Here is a 15,441-nt window from a genome sequence, read left to right on the forward strand (position 1 = left end):
TCTCCCGCTCAGACGTACTGGCGGGTCAGCCACTCGGCGACGACCGCGGGCCGCTCCGAGCCCTCCAGCTCCACCGTGACCTTGGTGGTCAGCTGGACGGCGCCGTCCTTGGTGTCCTCGACGTCGACGAGCTCGACGACCCCGCGGACCTTGCTGTCCACGGGCACGGGCGCGGTGAACCGCACCTTGTTCAGGCCGTAGTTGATGCCCATCCGGACGCCCTCGATCGAGTAGACGTCCTTCACCAGGACCGGCAGCAGCGACAGGCTGAGGAAGCCGTGCGCGATGGTCTTGCCGAAGGGACCCTCGGCGGCCTTCGCCGCGTCGACGTGGATCCACTGGTGGTCGCCCGTGGCCTCGGCGAACTGGTCGATGTGCTTCTGCTCGACCGTGACCCACTCGGACTCGCCGAGCCGGGTGCCCTTGGCCTCGCGGACCTCGTCCACACCGTTGAAGACGCGCATCGAACCACCTCGTGAAGTGCGTGCAGTACCTGCCTGGTTTCCGCCCGCAACCCTGCCACATCGGAGAGGGTCCGGCGGGCGTCCGTGGCCGACCCCACGGCACCCCGTCCGCGGCCGCCGGGCCGGGTCACCGGGCGAAGGTGCCCCGCAGCTCGAGGCGCGCCGGGGCGCCCGCACCGGGCTCGACGCCACCCGCCGGGGCGAGCGCCGCGGCCAGCCGGATCTCGATCTTCCGGCCCGGCATCGGCCGCATCCGGAACACGCCCTGCACCCGGTGCGCCGCACCCTCGGGCGGCGGCGGCTCCTCGGCCGGGGCGGCCAGCGCGGGACCGGCCCGCAGCAACCCGCGGACCGCGACGACGTCGTGCCGGACCCGGCGCAGGTCGGCACAGGCGAGCCAGCGCGGGCCGGCGGGGGCGTCCTCCTCGGACTCCCCGCCGTCGGGTCCCGCGTCCGGCCGGCCGGTGAACTCGACGCTCAGCTCGGGATCGGCGCCGAACACGGGGAGCACCAGCACCCCCCAGCCGACGGCGGCGGGCAGGTCCTCCCCGCCCGACCGGCGGATCAGCGCCTCGGCGGAGGCGACGTCGAGCAGGTGCACGGCCGACGCGCCGGGGTCCGGCGAGCGCGCGGGATCGGTGAGCTCGGCCGTCATGCAGCCCACCTCCTCGCCACCCGCGGATCGCCACTCCCCGCCGGGCGACGGGCCGATCGCACTCCGGCCGCACAACGACGGAGCGCGTTCGAGGTTTTTCTCCGGAATCGACGGAAAAGGCGCGACGACCGCATTCCGTGACCGTGCGACCACGGAATCGCACCCGATCGTGCAGCGCGACCCGGGCCGGCCGACACGCAGGTCACCTGCGGTTCCGTCGGCCACGTCACATCACCCACCCGTCCGAGCCATGATCGGGCCGCTTCCGGGTCACGTCGGCCGCGGGCCATTCCGGGCCGCGCCCTCGGGATCATCGGTCACCCGCAGGAAATTCCGCGAGCGCTTCGCTTCCGTACCGTTCCCGCGTGCGGACCTGGCGGTCGGTGATCGCGGTCGCGGCGCTGGCCCCGGGCCTCGTGTTCCGCGCGTGCACCGCGACCGTCGGACTCGACGACGGGCTCAGCGCCGGCAGCTACACCGTGGACCGGCGGGTGCCGGACGGTGCGGGCACCCGCAGCGGCACCTTCCTGTTCGCCGTCGCCCCGGCCGCCGCGGCCTCGGTCCCGGCGGCGGCACTCACCGACCTGCCCGGCTCCGCGGCGGTGTGGCCGGCCGCGGGCCTGCTGCTCGTCGGCGGCGCGGCCGCGACGGTGCTGTCGCGGGCCCGGTAGCAGCCGCTGCGGGGCCCGGTACCCGCACGCTCCGCGACCGGTACTGCTCCGTTCGGCGTGCCCCGTGCCTGCGCACTACTCTGCGCTGGCGAAGCGTCGACCGGGGGTGGGGCAGGGCATGGACCAGGGGACGGTCCAGGGGGCGGCCCGGCAGCGGCCCGACGGGATGGTCCACGAGGGCGTTCCCTACCGCGAGCCCGCGCTCCTGGCCCGTGAGCTGCACGCGCCGGTCGACGAGGCCCTCCGCGGCGGGGGCCGGGTCGTCGCCGTCCTCGACGGGCCGAACCGCGCCGCGCTCGAGTCCCTGCTCGGGTCCGCCGCGTCCGGGATCGAGTGGCGGGAGCCCGCCGAGGTGCACCGCGTCCCGGCCTTCACCGTCGCCGGCCGCTGGGCGCGGGCGATCCGCCGCGACCCGCACCCCGACGCGCGCACCACCGTGATCGCCCAGCACCTGGACCTGCCCGGGGTCGAGCGCGGGCACTGGATCCGGCTCGACGCGGCCCTCAACGTGGCCCTCGACGGCCTGCCGGTCACCATGCTCTGCCCGTGTCCCGCCGACCGTGACCTCGACCTGGTCCGCGCCACGCACGCGGCGCTGCGGGTCGGCGGGGAGAGCCTGCCGACGGCCGGGGTGCGCGACCCGGTGGAGCTCCTCGCCGACTACCCCCCGCCGCCCCCGCCGGACCTGGGCCCGCCCGCTGCCGAACTGGCCGTCACGATCGACGCCCTCCCGGCCGTCCGGCGGCTGGTGGCCCGGACCGCGCCGCTGGCCGGTCTGGACCCCGAGGGCACCGCCGACCTCGTCCTCGCGGTCAACGAGATCGCCACGAACAGCGTCGAGCACGGCCCGGGGCACGGCCGGCTGCGGCTGTGGACGCGGAACGGCCTGGTGGCCGAGGTGCACGACGTCGGCCGCATGGCCGTGCCGTTCCCCGGCATCGTGGCGCCGCCCGCGGCGGGCGCGCGCGGGCGCGGGCTCTGGCTCGCCTCCGAGCTGAGCGACGTCCTGCAGGTCTGGAGCGACGCGACCGGCACCACCGTCCGGCTGCTCGTCGAGCCGCACGGCGGGGCGGGCTGAGCCGTGGAGCAGGACGGGCCGGTGGCCCGCTTCGTCGCACTCGTCGCCCGGGCCGAACCGGCGCTCGACGAGGCCGCCCTCGCCCTCGCCGCCGGCGCCGACCCGGACCTCGACCCCGCTCCCTGGCTCGCCGAGCTGGACCGGCTGGCCGAGGACGTCGACTCCGTGCCCGGCCTGGTGCGGCGGCTCTTCGTCGAGGAGGGCTTCACGGGCAACAGCACCGACTACACCGATCCGCGCAACTCGCTGCTGCCGCAGGTGCTCGCCCGCCGCACCGGGATCCCGATCACGCTGTCCGTGGTCGCGATCGAGGTGGCGCGCCGGGCCGGGATCCGGCTGGAGGGGATCGGGATGCCGGGGCACTTCCTGGTGCGGGTGGCCGACACCGAGCAGTACCTCGACGTGTTCGACGGCGGCCGCCGGCTGGACCGCGCCGGCTGCGAGGAGCGGTTCCGGGCCGTCACGGGGTCGGCCGCGCCCTTCGGCCCGGACATGCTGCCCCGCACGTCGACCCGGGACATCCTCGTGCGGATGCTGGAGAACCTGCGGGCGGTGTACCGGACCCGAGGCGGCCCCGCGGACCGCGAGTGGGTGCTGCGGATGCGGCTGGCGGTGCGGCCGGACGAGGAGCGGCTCGTCGAGCTCGGCGAGGTCCTCGGCACCCAGGCCCGCTGGGACGAGGGCGCCCGGCTGATCACCGCCTACCTGGCCGGCGGCACGCACCCGCCGGAGCGGGAGGAACGCCTGCGCCGCACCGCGCGCTCCCTGCTGGCCCACCTCAACTAGGTGCCAACCAGGCGCAGCGAGCGCCGCTCGGAGGCCAGGCGGCTGAATTAGGGTCGTGACGTGCGCGCCCTGATCACGAACGACGACGGCATCGCCTCCCCCGGGCTACACGCCCTCGCCCGCGGCGCACTCGCGGCGGGCTTCGACGTCACCGTCGCCGCGCCCCACGTCGACTCGACGGGCGTGGGGGCGTCCGTGTTCGCCGTGGCCGAGGGCCGGCGGGTGAAGGTGCACCCGCAGGTGCTGCCCGGGCTCGAGCAGGTCCCGGCCTTCTCGGTGGAGGCCCACCCGGCGTTCATCGTGCACGCCGCCGGCGACGGCTGGTTCGACCCCCGGCCGGACATCGTGCTGTCGGGGATCAACGTCGGCGCCAACGTCGGGCACGCGGTGATCCACTCCGGGACGGTCGGGGCGGTGCTCACCGGCGCCCTCAAGGGCTGGTCGGGCCTGGCGACGTCGCTGGACTGCGGCCTGCGCGGCCGCGACGGCGCGCACTGGGAGTCCGTGGTGGACCTCCTGCCGGAGGTGCTCGAGGTCCTCCTCGCCCGCCCGCGCGGCACGGTGCTCTCGCTCAACGTCCCGGACCGGCCGGCCGCCGAGATCGGCCCGCTGCGCGAGGCGGAGCTGGCCCACTTCGGCTCCGTGCAGGTGCGGGTGGAACACGAGTCGGGTGTGGACGGCGCACCGGGCACGCTGCTCACCACGATCTCCGAGCCCCACGAGATCCCCGCCGAGGGCACGGACGTCGCCCTGCTCGCCCGGGGCCACCCCACGCTCAGCGAGCTGCGCTCGATCTCCTCGATCCCCGGCCTGCTCGACGGCCGCTGACCACGCTCCGTCACCGCGGTGCCGTCGGCACGCCTCCTCGCCGGCACCGCATGTTCATCTCGACGTCGCCGACGGGGCCGCAGTGACTCCCGTGACACGAGTGACCCCCGGATCAGGGGTGATCAATGACACAGGTCACACTGTGGCGATGACGGACGGGCAGCAGCGGCACGAGTGGTCCACCCGCTTCGCGCGGGCCGTGGCGGAGGAGATCCGGGGCGGCGTCGCCACCGGTGCCCTCACCTGGGCCGAGGCCGATCAGCTGCTGGCCCGGCTGCGCACCGTCGTCGAGCAGGCGCTGGAACCGCTGCCCGTGGGTTGAGCTAGTGCTCGTCCCGCCCGGTGAGGAGCTCCTCGAGCTGGTCGGCGACCTTCACGACGAGCTGGAAGGGCCGGTCGAAGGCGGTGACCTCGCCCTCGTGCAGCGGGATGGAGTGGCGGAACACCACCACCCCGTCCTGCGAGGCGACGCCGCCGACGACCGACTCGCCCGCCTTCGCCAGCAGCGTGGCCAGGTCGAGGTCGCCGAGCTTGCCGACGGGTGAGGCGATCTGCGCCCACGGGAGGTCGTCCTCGCCCGTCACGCTGCGGACGACCACGAGCTGGGTACGTTCCTCCGTGGTCGGCAGGTTGAACCACAGCTCGGTGTCGGTCGAGCGCATCACCTCGTACCGCACCCGCACGTAGGACACCAGATCGGTCCAGCTGGCCACGTCGGCTCCTCCCCCGGTCCGCCGGGCCCTTGCTGCGGGCCCGGCGCGAGGGCAACCTACCGCGTCCCGGACGGGCGCCTACAGACCCAGGTGCCGGGCGATCAACATGCGCTGGACCTCGGAGGTCCCCTCGCCGATCTCCAGGATCTTGGCGTCCCGGTAGAAGCGGCCGACCGGGTACTCGTTCATGAAGCCGTAGCCGCCGAAGATCTGCGTGGCGTCCCGGGCGTTGTCCATCGCGGCGTTGGAGGAGACCAGCTTCGCGATGGCCGCCTCCTTCTTGAACGGCTGGCCCTTCAGCATCTTCGCCGCGGCCGCGTAGTAGGCCAGCCGCGCGGTGTGCGCCCGGACCTCCATGTCGGCGATCTTGAACTGGATCGCCTGGTAGTGGCCGATCGGGTGGCCGAAGGCCTCGCGCTCGTGGGCGTAGCGCAGCGACTCGTCGACGCAGCCCTGCGCCAGCCCGACCGACAGCGCCGCGATCGCGATGCGCCCCTCGTCGAGGATGGACAGGAACTGGGCGTAGCCGCGGCCGCGCTCGCCGAGCAGGTTCTCCGCCGGCACCCGGACGTCGTCGAAGAACAGCTCCCGGGTGTCCGACGCCGACCAGCCGACCTTGGAGTACTTCTCGCTCACCGTGAACCCGGGCGTCCCGGACGGCACGACGATCGCGGAGATCTCCTTCTTGCCGTCCCGCTCGCCGGTGACCGCGGTGACGGTGACGATCTCGGTGATGTCCGTGCCGGAGTTGGTGATGAAGCACTTCGACCCGTTGATCACCCACTCGTCGCCGTCGAGCTTGGCGGTGGTGCGGGTGGCGCCGGCGTCGGAGCCGCCGCCGGGCTCGGTCAGCCCGAACGCGCCGAGCTTCTCGCCCGCGGCGAGCTGGGGCAGCCACGTCGCCTTCTGCTCGTCGCTGCCGAACCGGCTGATCGGCATGGCGCCCAGCGAGACGCCCGCCTCCAGCGTGATCGCGACGGAGGAGTCGACCCGCGCCAGCTCCTCCAGGGCGAGGCAGAGGGCGAAGTAGTCGCCGCCCATGCCGCCGTGCTCCTCGGCGATCGGCAGGCCGAACAGGCCCATCGCGCCCATCTTGCGCACCAGCTCGTACGGGAACTCGCCGCGCTCGTAGAACTCCCCGATGACCGGGGCGACCTCCTTCTGCGCGAAGTCCTCGACGGTCGCCCGCAGTGCCGCGTGTTCCTCGGACAGCTCAAGATCCATCGGTGTCTCCTTCTGTGTCCACCTCGACGACGAGGAGGACGGCGTCCTTCGCGACCGTCCCGCCGGGGCGCGCGCGCAGCTCGCGGACCGTGCCGTCGACGGGCGCGGTGAGCACGTGCTCCATCTTCATGGCCTCGACCACGACGAGCGTCTGACCCGCCGTGACCTGCTGGCCCTCGGTGACCTCGACGACGGTCACGGTGCCGGGCATCGGGGAGAGCACGGGCCCGCCCGCCCCGGCGGCGGCCTCCTCGGCCGCGGCCTCGAGGGCCTCCTGTTCGCGCACGGCCCAGACCAGGCCGTCGCGTCCGATCCAGTGCACCCCGGACTCGTCCCGCGCGACCGCGTACTCCCTGGTCACGCCCCCCTGGGAGTGCGTGACGCCGGTGCCCGTGAGCCGGGTGGACGTGCGGAAGGGCTCGCCGCCGTCGACGGACAGCTCGGCGTCGGCGGCGCGCCCGCGGGAGCGGACCTCGACCGGCTCGTGACCGGCGACGACCAGCCGTCGGGTCGTCCAGGCCGCCTCGCCGATCCGCCAGCCGCCGGGGATGTCGAACGGGTCGGTGAGATCCCCGGCCGGTTCGAGGTCGAGCAGGGCCAGCCCGGTGGCGACCCCGACGACGTCGGCCGGCAGGTCCTGCCCGGTCAGCGACTCGAGACGGCGCCCGACCAGCCCGGTGTCGAGGTCCCCGGCGCGGACGTCCGGGTCGGCGAGCAGCGCGCGCAGGAACCCGATGTTGGTGCCCAGCCCGAGCAGCACGGTCTCGCCGAGCGCGGCGTCGAGCTTGCGCAGGGCCTCGGCCCGGTCGGTGCCGTACGCGATGATCTTCGACAGCATCGGGTCGTAGTCCGAGCCGACGACACCGCCCTCGGCGACGCCGGAGTCCACCCGGACGTTCCGCGGCTCGCGCAGGGCCAGGATCCGCCCGCCGGTGGGCAGGAACCCCGACGCCGGGTCCTCGGCGTAGACCCGGACCTCGATCGCGTGCCCGCGGGGCACGAGCTCGGCCGGCCACGGCGCCTGCTCGCCCGCGGCCACCCGCAGCTGCGCCTCGACCAGGTCGACGCCGTAGACCTGTTCGGTCACCGGGTGCTCGACCTGCAGCCGGGTGTTCATCTCCATGAAGAAGAACTCGCCCGGCCGGTCGGCCCCGACGATGAACTCCACGGTCCCCGCGCCGACGTACCCGCAGGCCCGGGCGGCCTCGCACGCCGCGCGACCCATCGCCTCGCGCTGCTCGGGGGTGAGCAGCGGCGACGGGGCCTCCTCGACGATCTTCTGGTGCCGGCGCTGCAGCGAGCACTCCCGCTCGCCCAGGTGCACGACGTTGCCGTGGGTGTCGACCAGCACCTGGATCTCGATGTGCCGTGGCGTGGTGATCAGCCGCTCGACCAGCAGGGTGTCGTCGCCGAACGAGCCGCGGGCCTCGCGTCGGGCGGAGGCGATCGCGTCGGGCAGGTCCTCGGCGCGGTGGACCTCACGCATGCCCTTCCCGCCGCCCCCGGCGGAGGGCTTGAGCAGCACCGGGAACCCGACCTGCTCGACGGCCAGGGCCAGGTCGGCGTCGGAGAGCCCGACGCCGTCCGAGCCCGGCACGACCGGCACGCCGGCCTTCGCCACCGTCTGCTTGGCGCGGATCTTGTCGCCCATCGCCTCGATCGCCGACGACGGCGGGCCGACGAACACGATCCCCGCCGCCTCGCACGCCGCGGCGAACGCGGTGTTCTCGCTCAGGAAGCCGTAACCGGGGTGGATGGCCTGCGCCCCGGTGGCCTTCGCCGCCTCGATCACGGTGTCGATCGCCAGATAGGACTCCGACGCCGCCGCCGGGCCGAGCCGCACCGCGACGTCCGCGGCGGCCACGTGCGGGGCGCCCGCGTCGGCGTCGGAGTACACCGCCACGGAGCGGATGCCGAGGGCACGCAGGGTGCGGATGACACGGACCGCGATCTCCCCGCGGTTGGCCACGAGCACGGTGGAGAACATCAACACCCCTCCCCGGACGACGAGCGAACGGCACTCTCGCTCACTAGGTCTGAGCGAACGCGCCGCTCGCTCATCGACAGTCGGTGCATCTGACTCACATCCGGAAGACGCCGAAGGCCGGGTCGCCCAGCGGGGCGTTCGCGGCGATCGACAGCGACAGGCCCAGGACCGTGCGGGTGTCGGCGGGGTCGATCACGCCGTCGTCCCAGATCCGGGCGGTGGAGTAGTAGGGGTGCCCCTGGGTCTCGTACTGGGCGCGGATCCGCTCCTTGAGCTCCTCCTGCGCCGCCGCGTCCCCGCCGTTCGCAGCGCCCGACCCGACCGTGCCGAGCACCGTCGCGGCCTGCTCGCCGCCCATGACCGAGATCCGGGCGTTGGGCCACATGAACAGGAACCGGGGCGAGTAGGCCCGCCCGCACATCGCGTAGTTCCCCGCGCCGAACGACCCGCCGATCACCACGGTCAGCTTCGGCACCCGGGTCGAGGCGACCGCGGTGACGAGCTTCGCGCCGTTGCGGGCGATCCCGCCGGCCTCGTACTCCCGGCCGACCATGAACCCGGTGATGTTCTGCAGGAACACCAACGGGATCCCACGCTGGTCACACAGCTCGATGAAGTGCGCACCCTTCATGGCCGACTCGGAGAACAGGATCCCGTTGTTGGCGATGATCCCCACCGGGTGCCCGTGGACGTGCGCGAAGCCCGTGACCAGCGTCGTGCCGTACTCGGCCTTGAACTCGTGGAACCGTGACCCGTCGACGACCCGGGCGATCACCTCGCGCACGTCGTAGGGGATCCGGGAGTCCGTCGGCACCGCCCCGTACAGCTCGCCCGGGTCGACCACCGGCGCCTCGGTCGGCTCCCGCTCCCACGGCGCCGGCACCCGCGGCCCGAGCGTCCCGACGATCGACCGGACGATCCGCAGCGCGTGCGCGTCGTCGTTCGCGAGGTGGTCGGTGACCCCGGAGATCTTGGAGTGCAGGTCCCCGCCGCCGAGCTCCTCGGCCGTGACCACCTCCCCGGTCGCGGCCTTCACCAGCGGCGGCCCGCCCAGGAAGATGGTCCCCTGGTTGCGGACGATCACCGCCTCGTCGCTCATGGCCGGCACGTACGCGCCGCCCGCGGTGCACGAGCCCAGCACCGCCGCGATCTGCGGGATCCCCTTGCCCGACATCTGCGCCTGGTTGTAGAAGATCCGCCCGAAGTGCTCCCGGTCCGGGAACACCTCGTCCTGCGCCGGCAGGTACGCCCCACCCGAGTCCACCAGGTACACGCACGGCAGCCGGTTGTGCAGCGCCACCTCCTGTGCCCGCAGGTGCTTCTTCACCGTCATCGGGTAGTAGGTGCCGCCCTTGACCGTGGCGTCGTTGGCCACGATCACGCACTCCCGGCCTGCGACCCGCCCGACCCCGGTGATCATCCCCGCGGCCGGCGCGTCCCCGCCGTAGAGCCCGTGCGCCGCCAACGGCGACAGCTCCAGGAACGGCGACCCCGGATCCACCAGCGAGTCCACCCGGTCCCGCGGCAACAACTTGCCCCGCTCCACGTGCCGCTGCCGCGACCGCTCCGGGCCGCCCAGCCGCGCCGCCGCCAGCTGCGCGTTCAGGTCCGCCACCAGCGAGCGGTGCGACTCCGCGTTGCGGGCGAACTGCTCCGCCCCGGGGTCGACCTTGCTGCCCAGCACCGGAGCTGCGGCCCCGGAGCGCCTCGCCACACCCTGCATCTGCCGTCCCTCGTCGGATCGGTTAGCGATCGTTAACTAGGTTAGCGGTCATTAACACGGAGCGCCAGTCCCCTCAGGAACGTCACAGCCGCGGGCCCTACGGTGCTCCTCGTGCGCCTGCTGCTGGTGGAGGACGAGCGCCCGCTGGCCGAGATGGTCCGCCGCGGGCTGGCCCGCGAGGGCCACGCGGTCGACGTCCGGCACGACGGGCCCTCGGGCCTGGACGCCGCGATCCAGGGGGGATACGACGTCGTCATCCTCGACATCATGCTCCCCGGCCTGTCCGGGTACCGGATCCTGCAGCAGCTGCGGGCCGCCGGCGTGTGGAGCCCGGTGCTGATGCTGACCGCGAAGGACGGCGAGTACGACGAGGCCGACGCCTTCGACCTGGGCGCCGACGACTACCTCACCAAGCCCTTCTCGTTCGTCGTGCTGCTGGCCCGGCTGCGCGCCCTGCAGCGCCGCGCGGGCGACGCCCGGCCCACCGTGCTGTCCGTCGGCGACCTGAAGCTCGACCCGGCCCGGCACCGGGTGCACCGCGGCGACACCGAGATCACCCTGACCCCGCGCGAGTTCGGCGTGCTCGAGCACCTCATGCGGCACGCGGGCGAGGTCGTGACCAAGACCGACATCCTCCGCGCGGTCTGGGACGCGCACTACGAGGGCGAGGTCAACGTCGTCGAGGTCTACGTCGGCTACGTCCGCAAGAAGATCGACGCGCCCTTCGGCACGCAGACCATCGAGACGCTGCGCGGCGTCGGGTACCGGATGGTCGAGCCGGCCTGACCGGCCCCCGCTCAGCGGGCGGGCGGCCGGACGACGGGGATCGGCGCCGTCGGGTTGACGTCCGCGGGCGAGAGCGCGTCGCCGAGCCGGATCGGCACGGACGTCGCGGGCCGGACCCGCTCGTCCTCGTGGCTCCCGCGCGGGACCGGCGACGGACGCGGCACGGGCGCGGTCTCCTGCTCGTGCGGCACCGGCGAGGGCCGGCGGCCGGCGGGCGCCGGCCGGGTGTCTGGCTCGCGCGGCACCGGCGCGGTCTCCGGCTCGCGGGTCGGCGGGGTCTCGCGGGTCGGCGGGGTCTCGCGGGTCGGCGGGGTCTCGCGGGTCGGCGGGGTCTCGCGGGTCGGCGGGGTGAGGACGGGCAGCGGACCGGTCGGGCGGTCGTCCCGCAGGTCGCCGGGGTCCGGCGCGTCGGACGTCCCGACCCCGGGCGGCGGCCCCTCCGGCCCCGGCTCGGGCTCGGCCGACGTCTCGGTGCGGGGCAGCCGCAGCCGGAACAGCGCCCCGCCCAGCGTCGAGTCGAGCACCTCGACGCTGCCGTGGTGCACCGCCACGATCTCCCGGACGATCGCGAGGCCGAGCCCCGCGCCGCCGTCCGACCGGGCGCGGGCCTCGTCGAGGCGCACGAACCGCTCGAAGACGCGGCCGCGGTCCTCCGGCGCGACGCCGGGGCCGTCGTCGTCGACGTCCACCACCGCGTCGGGGCCCTCGGCCCGCAGCGTGACCAGCACCCGCGAGTCGGCGTGCCGGCGCGCGTTGTCGACCAGGTTCCGCACCGCCCGGACCAGCTGCGCGCGATCGCCGGAGACCCGGACGGGCTCGGCGCGGACCTCGGGGGCCACGCCGCCGACGTCGGACGGGCGGCCGCGCTCGGCCTCCACGATCTCGTCGAGGTCGACGTCCTCGCGGCGCGGCTGCAGCCCGCGCTCGTCGGAGCGGGCGAGCAGGAGCAGCCCGTCGACCAGCCGGTCGAGCCGGCCGGCCTCGCCGCGCAGGGTCCGGACGGTCGACGCGTCGGACTCGTCCACCGACCCGGCCAGCAGCTCCAGGCCGGACGCGATCGTGGCGAGCGGGCTGCGCAGCTCGTGGCTGGCGTCGGCGACGAACCGGCGCTGGGTGGTCTGCGCGCTCTCCATCCGGCCGAGCATCTGGTTCATGGTCTCGGCGAGGCGGCCCACCTCGTCCCGCGCCGGGGGGACGGGTACGCGCGTGCCGAGGTCCCGGTCGGTCATGCTCGCCACCCGCGCGCGCATCGCCTCGACCGGGCGCAGCGCCCGTCCGGCGAAGAGATAGGTGAAGCCGCCGACCAGCACCACCAGCACCGGGATGCCGACCAGCACCATCGCCAGCACCGTGTCGACCGCGCGGTGCAGGAAGTCCAGCGGCTGGGCGGCCAGCACGGTGAAGGGCTGGCCGGTCGGCGGGAACTCGAAGCCCATCGCGACGACCAGCACCTCCTCGTGCTTGCCGTCGTCGAGGGTGATCCACGTGGAGTGGACGACCTCGACCTCGTCCGGCTCGGCCAGGACGTCGGACATCAGCGGGTACTGCGGCAGCGGGTCCGAGGAGCCGATGTTCTGGATGTCCGGCGGCCGGTGGGGGTCCCGGTTGTAGTTCGTGACCACCTCGACCAGGTCGGACCGCTTGCCGGTGGCCTGGACGGCGTTGCGCTTGACGTCCTCGGTGTCGGCGAAGTTCGCCGCGACCCGCTCGCCGAGCTGGGTCGCCTGCTGGGTGGCGGCGTTGACCAGCTGCATCCGCAGCAGCGCGTTGAGCCCGAGCACCAGGATCGCCCCGGCCACGAGGAGCACGACCCCGACGGTCAGCGCGGCGGCCAGCGCGGTCGTCGTCCGGACCCCGAGCCGGGCGCGCAGCCGGTCCCGCAGCCCGCGGAACGGCCCCGACGGCCGGTCCGGGGCAGCACCGGACCCCGCGGCGGGGTCCGGATCCGGGTCGCGGGCCATGGGACCAGGGTAGGTGCCGCGTCCTGTGCCGGGGCTGAGACGTGGCGTCCCCGTCCCGGTGGTTAGCGGTCGTTAACCCCGACGCGCTACGCTGGCCGAATGGCGGCGCCGCGGGTCGACAACGCACCCTCCCGGCGCGAGCAGATCCTCCGCACGGCCGCCGTCCTCTTCGCCCGGCACGGCTTCCACGGGGTGAGCATCGCCGAGCTGGGGGCCGCCGTCGGGATCAGCGGGCCGGCCCTCTACCGGCACTTCCCGGGCAAGGAGGCGCTGCTCGCCGAGCTGCTCGTGGACATCAGCGAGCGCCTGCTCGCCGGCGGGCGGGAGCGGTCCACGGGCGACCCGGACGAGGTGCTGGCCGCGCTCGTCGACTTCCAGCTGGAGTTCGCGTTGCGCGAGCCGGAGCTGATCGTGGTGCAGGACCGGGACCTCGACAACCTGCCCGAGGGGGACCGGCGCCGGGTGCGCCGGCTGCAGCGCACCTACGTCGAGATCTGGGTCGACACGCTGCGCCGGCTGCACCCCGGGCTCGACCCCGACGCCGCCCGGGTGGCCGCGCACGGCACGTTCGGGCTGCTCAACTCCACCCCGCACAGCGGCTCACGCGCGGCTCCCGACGAGGTCGCCGGCCTGCTCCGCCGCATGGCGCTCACCGCGCTCACCGCGCTCTGACATCGGCCAGCCGGGGCGCAGCAGCAGCCGCAGCCCGTTCAGGCAGACCAGCACCGTCGACAGCTCGTGCCCGGCCACACCGAGGGCCAGCGGCAGCGTCCCGACCAGGTCCCAGGTCACCAGCCCGACGATGACGACGGCGGCGAACGCCAGGTTGGCGCGCGCGACCCGCCGGGCCCGGCGGGCCAGGGCGGCCAGCGGGGCGAGCGCGCCGAGCGGGTCCCGCAGGAGGACGCCGTCGGCCGCCTCGACCGAGAGCGTCCCGGCACCCTCGCCGACGGCCAGCCCGACGTGCGCGGTCGCGAGCAGCGGAGCGTCGTTGAGGCCGTCACCGGCGGCGAGCACCCGCCGGCCGCCGCGCCCGAGCTCCTCGACGGCCGCGGCCTTGTCGGCGGGCAGCAGCCCGGCGCGGACCTCGCCCACCCCGATCCGGTCGCCGACCAGGCGGGCGGGCCCCTCGGCGTCGCCGGTGAGCAGGACGGGCGGGGCGACGGCCCGGCCGACGGCCGCGATCGCCTCCGCGGCGCCGGGGCGGACCTCGTCGGCGAGGACGAGCAGGCCGACGGGCACGTCGTCGACGCGCACGACGACCGCGGTGTGGCCCTCGCGCTCCGCCCCGGCCACCCGATCCCGCTCCTCGCCGCCGGTCGGGCGCCCGACCGTGATCACGGCGGTCCCCACCGCTGCGCGCACGCCCTCGCCGGGCAGGGCGGCGAAGTCGCGGACCGCGGGGAGGGGCAGTTCGTTGCGGTGGGCCTCGGTGACGACCGCGCGGCCCAGCACGTGCTCCGAGCCTTGCTCCACGGCGGCGGCGAGGGCGAGCAGCTCGTCGGCGGAGCGGCCGTCGAGGGGCTCGACGGCGTGGACCTCGGGGCGGCCGCGGGTGACGGTGCCGGTCTTGTCCAGGGCGACGGCGTCGACCTCGGCGAGCGCCTCGACCACGCCGGCGTCCTTGAGCAGCACGCCGCGCCGGCCCGCGACGGCGACCGCGGCGAGCAGCGGCGGCATCGTCGCGAGCACCACGGCGCAGGGCGAGGCGACGATCATGAAGGTCATCGCGCGCAGCAGCGTGTCGCGGAAGTCGGCGCCGAAGAGCAGCGGCCCGACCAGCAGCGCGAGGGCCGCGACCACGACCACCACCGAGTAGCGCTGCTCCACCTTCTCGACGAAGAGCTGGCGCTTCGACTTGGTCTCGGCCGCCCGCTCCACCTGCGCCGCGATCCCGGCCACCACCGTGTCCGCCGGGTCGCGGTCGACCCGGACCCGCACCGTCCCGGTGCCGTTGAGCGTGCCCGCGAAGACCTGGTCGCCCGGCCCGCGGCGGATCGGCAGCGGCTCGCCGGTGAGTGTGGAGGCGTCGACCTCGGTGGCCCCGTCGCAGACGGTGCCGTCGGCGGGGATCTTCTCCCCCGGCCGCACGACGACCTCGTCCCCGACCGCGAGGTCCGCGGCCCGGACCTGCTCCTCCCGGCCGTCGGCGATCCGGTGGGCCGTCTCGGGCGCGAGGTCGAGGAGGCCGGTGATGCTCGCGCGGGTGCGGGCGGTCATCACCGCCTCGAGCGCGCCGGAGCTGGCGAAGATCACGATCAGCAGCGCGCCGTCGAGGTGCTGGCCGATCGCCGCGGCGCCGAGCGCGGCGACGACCATCAGCAGGTCGACGTCGAGGGTCCGCTGGCGCAGCGCCTGCAGCCCGGACCAGGCCGGCTCCCATCCGCCCGTGACGTAGCAGGCGGCGTAGAGCAGGGCGACGAGCGGCCACGGCGCCCCGAGCAGGTCGGCGGGCACGGCGGCGGCGAAGAAGAGCAGGGCCAGCGCGGCGCTCCGCACCTCGGGCAGGGACAGCATGCGTGAGAACATACCTGCGCATGCACGAAGGTATGCACTCAGATGAAG

Annotated in this window: 15 protein-coding genes; 7 read left to right on the top strand and 8 right to left on the bottom strand. The window is 74.7% G+C overall.

The genetic code is table 11. The annotated features are described in order from the left end of the window. Positions 1-8 precede the first annotated feature (8 nt). Positions 9-464: a MaoC family dehydratase gene (locus tag ACQP04_RS34650; RefSeq protein ID WP_037045224.1), complete on the bottom strand. Its 456-nt coding sequence runs from the start codon at positions 462-464 to the stop codon at positions 9-11. Positions 465-591: 127 nt separating this feature from the next. Further along, positions 592-1,119 (bottom strand): hypothetical protein, encoded by a 528-nt coding sequence (locus ACQP04_RS34655; RefSeq protein WP_433504650.1) that lies wholly within the window; start codon positions 1,117-1,119, stop codon positions 592-594. 365 nt (positions 1,120-1,484) lie between these two features. Here ACQP04_RS34655 and ACQP04_RS34660 point away from each other — a divergent pair, with 365 nt between their 5' ends. The 5 genes from ACQP04_RS34660 (at position 1,485) to ACQP04_RS34680 (ending at position 4,804) form a co-directional block, all read left to right on the top strand. After that, entirely contained in the window at positions 1,485-1,790 is a 306-nt protein-coding gene (locus ACQP04_RS34660) for a hypothetical protein (RefSeq protein ID WP_433504651.1), read from the top strand. 118 nt (positions 1,791-1,908) lie between these two features. After that, entirely contained in the window at positions 1,909-2,868 is a 960-nt protein-coding gene (locus ACQP04_RS34665; protein WP_433504652.1) for an ATP-binding protein, read from the top strand. A 21-nt stretch (positions 2,869-2,889) separates the two neighbouring features. Continuing rightward, entirely contained in the window at positions 2,890-3,654 is a 765-nt protein-coding gene (locus ACQP04_RS34670) for a SirB1 family protein (RefSeq protein WP_433504653.1), read from the top strand. 60 nt (positions 3,655-3,714) lie between these two features. After that, positions 3,715-4,482, top strand: a complete 768-nt coding sequence (surE, locus tag ACQP04_RS34675) for a 5'/3'-nucleotidase SurE (RefSeq protein WP_433504654.1) — start codon at positions 3,715-3,717, stop codon at positions 4,480-4,482. Between the two features lie 148 nt (positions 4,483-4,630). Further along, entirely contained in the window at positions 4,631-4,804 is a 174-nt protein-coding gene (locus tag ACQP04_RS34680) for a hypothetical protein (protein ID WP_156067544.1), read from the top strand. 1 nt (position 4,805) lies between these two features. On the opposite strand, the gene ACQP04_RS34685 is transcribed toward ACQP04_RS34680, so the two are convergent. The 4 genes from ACQP04_RS34685 to ACQP04_RS34700 all read right to left on the bottom strand — a co-directional run bounded on the left by ACQP04_RS34685 (position 4,806) and on the right by ACQP04_RS34700 (position 10,129). Then, the gene (locus ACQP04_RS34685; RefSeq protein WP_433504655.1) at positions 4,806-5,195 is read right to left on the bottom strand and encodes a hypothetical protein; all 390 of its coding nucleotides are present in this window, start codon (positions 5,193-5,195) and stop codon (positions 4,806-4,808) included. Positions 5,196-5,273: 78 nt separating this feature from the next. Continuing rightward, on the bottom strand, positions 5,274-6,419 hold the full coding sequence (locus tag ACQP04_RS34690) for an acyl-CoA dehydrogenase family protein (protein WP_433504656.1): 1,146 nt from the start codon (positions 6,417-6,419) through the stop codon (positions 5,274-5,276). Next, entirely contained in the window at positions 6,409-8,406 is a 1,998-nt protein-coding gene (locus ACQP04_RS34695; protein WP_433504657.1) for an acetyl/propionyl/methylcrotonyl-CoA carboxylase subunit alpha, read from the bottom strand. Before ACQP04_RS34695 ends, ACQP04_RS34690 begins: the two co-directional genes overlap by 11 nt. Before the next feature lie 94 nt (positions 8,407-8,500). Then, positions 8,501-10,129: a carboxyl transferase domain-containing protein gene (locus tag ACQP04_RS34700; RefSeq protein ID WP_433504658.1), complete on the bottom strand. Its 1,629-nt coding sequence runs from the start codon at positions 10,127-10,129 to the stop codon at positions 8,501-8,503. A 111-nt stretch (positions 10,130-10,240) separates the two neighbouring features. On the opposite strand from ACQP04_RS34700, the gene ACQP04_RS34705 reads away from it, so the two are divergent. After that, on the top strand, positions 10,241-10,915 hold the full coding sequence (locus tag ACQP04_RS34705; protein WP_037045391.1) for a response regulator transcription factor: 675 nt from the start codon (positions 10,241-10,243) through the stop codon (positions 10,913-10,915). An 11-nt stretch (positions 10,916-10,926) separates the two neighbouring features. Here ACQP04_RS34705 and ACQP04_RS34710 read toward each other — a convergent pair whose 3' ends face one another. After that, positions 10,927-12,876 (bottom strand): ATP-binding protein, encoded by a 1,950-nt coding sequence (locus tag ACQP04_RS34710; RefSeq protein WP_433504659.1) that lies wholly within the window; start codon positions 12,874-12,876, stop codon positions 10,927-10,929. Positions 12,877-12,975: 99 nt separating this feature from the next. Between ACQP04_RS34710 and ACQP04_RS34715 the strand changes: the two genes are divergently transcribed. Further along, positions 12,976-13,548 (top strand): SACE_7040 family transcriptional regulator, encoded by a 573-nt coding sequence (locus tag ACQP04_RS34715; RefSeq protein ID WP_433504660.1) that lies wholly within the window; start codon positions 12,976-12,978, stop codon positions 13,546-13,548. Here ACQP04_RS34715 and ACQP04_RS34720 read toward each other — a convergent pair. After that, positions 13,477-15,393 (bottom strand): heavy metal translocating P-type ATPase, encoded by a 1,917-nt coding sequence (locus tag ACQP04_RS34720; protein ID WP_433504661.1) that lies wholly within the window; start codon positions 15,391-15,393, stop codon positions 13,477-13,479. The genes ACQP04_RS34715 and ACQP04_RS34720 overlap by 72 nt on opposite strands. Positions 15,394-15,441 lie beyond the last annotated feature (48 nt).

This window comes from Pseudonocardia halophobica (genome assembly GCF_050948485.1).
Classification (GTDB): domain Bacteria; phylum Actinomycetota; class Actinomycetes; order Mycobacteriales; family Pseudonocardiaceae; genus Pseudonocardia; species Pseudonocardia halophobica.

What these genes read in the sequence shown, in the direction of transcription:
- ACQP04_RS34720 (WP_433504661.1), bottom strand. Translation starts at nt 15,393, where the DNA reads ATGCTGTCCCTGCCCGAGGTGCGGAGCGCCGCGCTGGCCCTGCTCTTC.
- ACQP04_RS34700 (WP_433504658.1), bottom strand. Translation starts at nt 10,129, where the DNA reads ATGCAGGGTGTGGCGAGGCGCTCCGGGGCCGCAGCTCCGGTGCTGGGC.
- ACQP04_RS34695 (WP_433504657.1), bottom strand. Translation starts at nt 8,406, where the DNA reads ATGTTCTCCACCGTGCTCGTGGCCAACCGCGGGGAGATCGCGGTCCGT.
- ACQP04_RS34690 (WP_433504656.1), bottom strand. Translation starts at nt 6,419, where the DNA reads ATGGATCTTGAGCTGTCCGAGGAACACGCGGCACTGCGGGCGACCGTC.
- ACQP04_RS34655 (WP_433504650.1), bottom strand. Translation starts at nt 1,119, where the DNA reads ATGACGGCCGAGCTCACCGATCCCGCGCGCTCGCCGGACCCCGGCGCG.
- ACQP04_RS34680 (WP_156067544.1), top strand. Translation starts at nt 4,631, where the DNA reads ATGACGGACGGGCAGCAGCGGCACGAGTGGTCCACCCGCTTCGCGCGG.
- ACQP04_RS34715 (WP_433504660.1), top strand. Translation starts at nt 12,976, where the DNA reads ATGGCGGCGCCGCGGGTCGACAACGCACCCTCCCGGCGCGAGCAGATC.
- ACQP04_RS34665 (WP_433504652.1), top strand. Translation starts at nt 1,909, where the DNA reads ATGGACCAGGGGACGGTCCAGGGGGCGGCCCGGCAGCGGCCCGACGGG.
- ACQP04_RS34710 (WP_433504659.1), bottom strand. Translation starts at nt 12,876, where the DNA reads ATGGCCCGCGACCCGGATCCGGACCCCGCCGCGGGGTCCGGTGCTGCC.
- ACQP04_RS34650 (WP_037045224.1), bottom strand. Translation starts at nt 464, where the DNA reads ATGCGCGTCTTCAACGGTGTGGACGAGGTCCGCGAGGCCAAGGGCACC.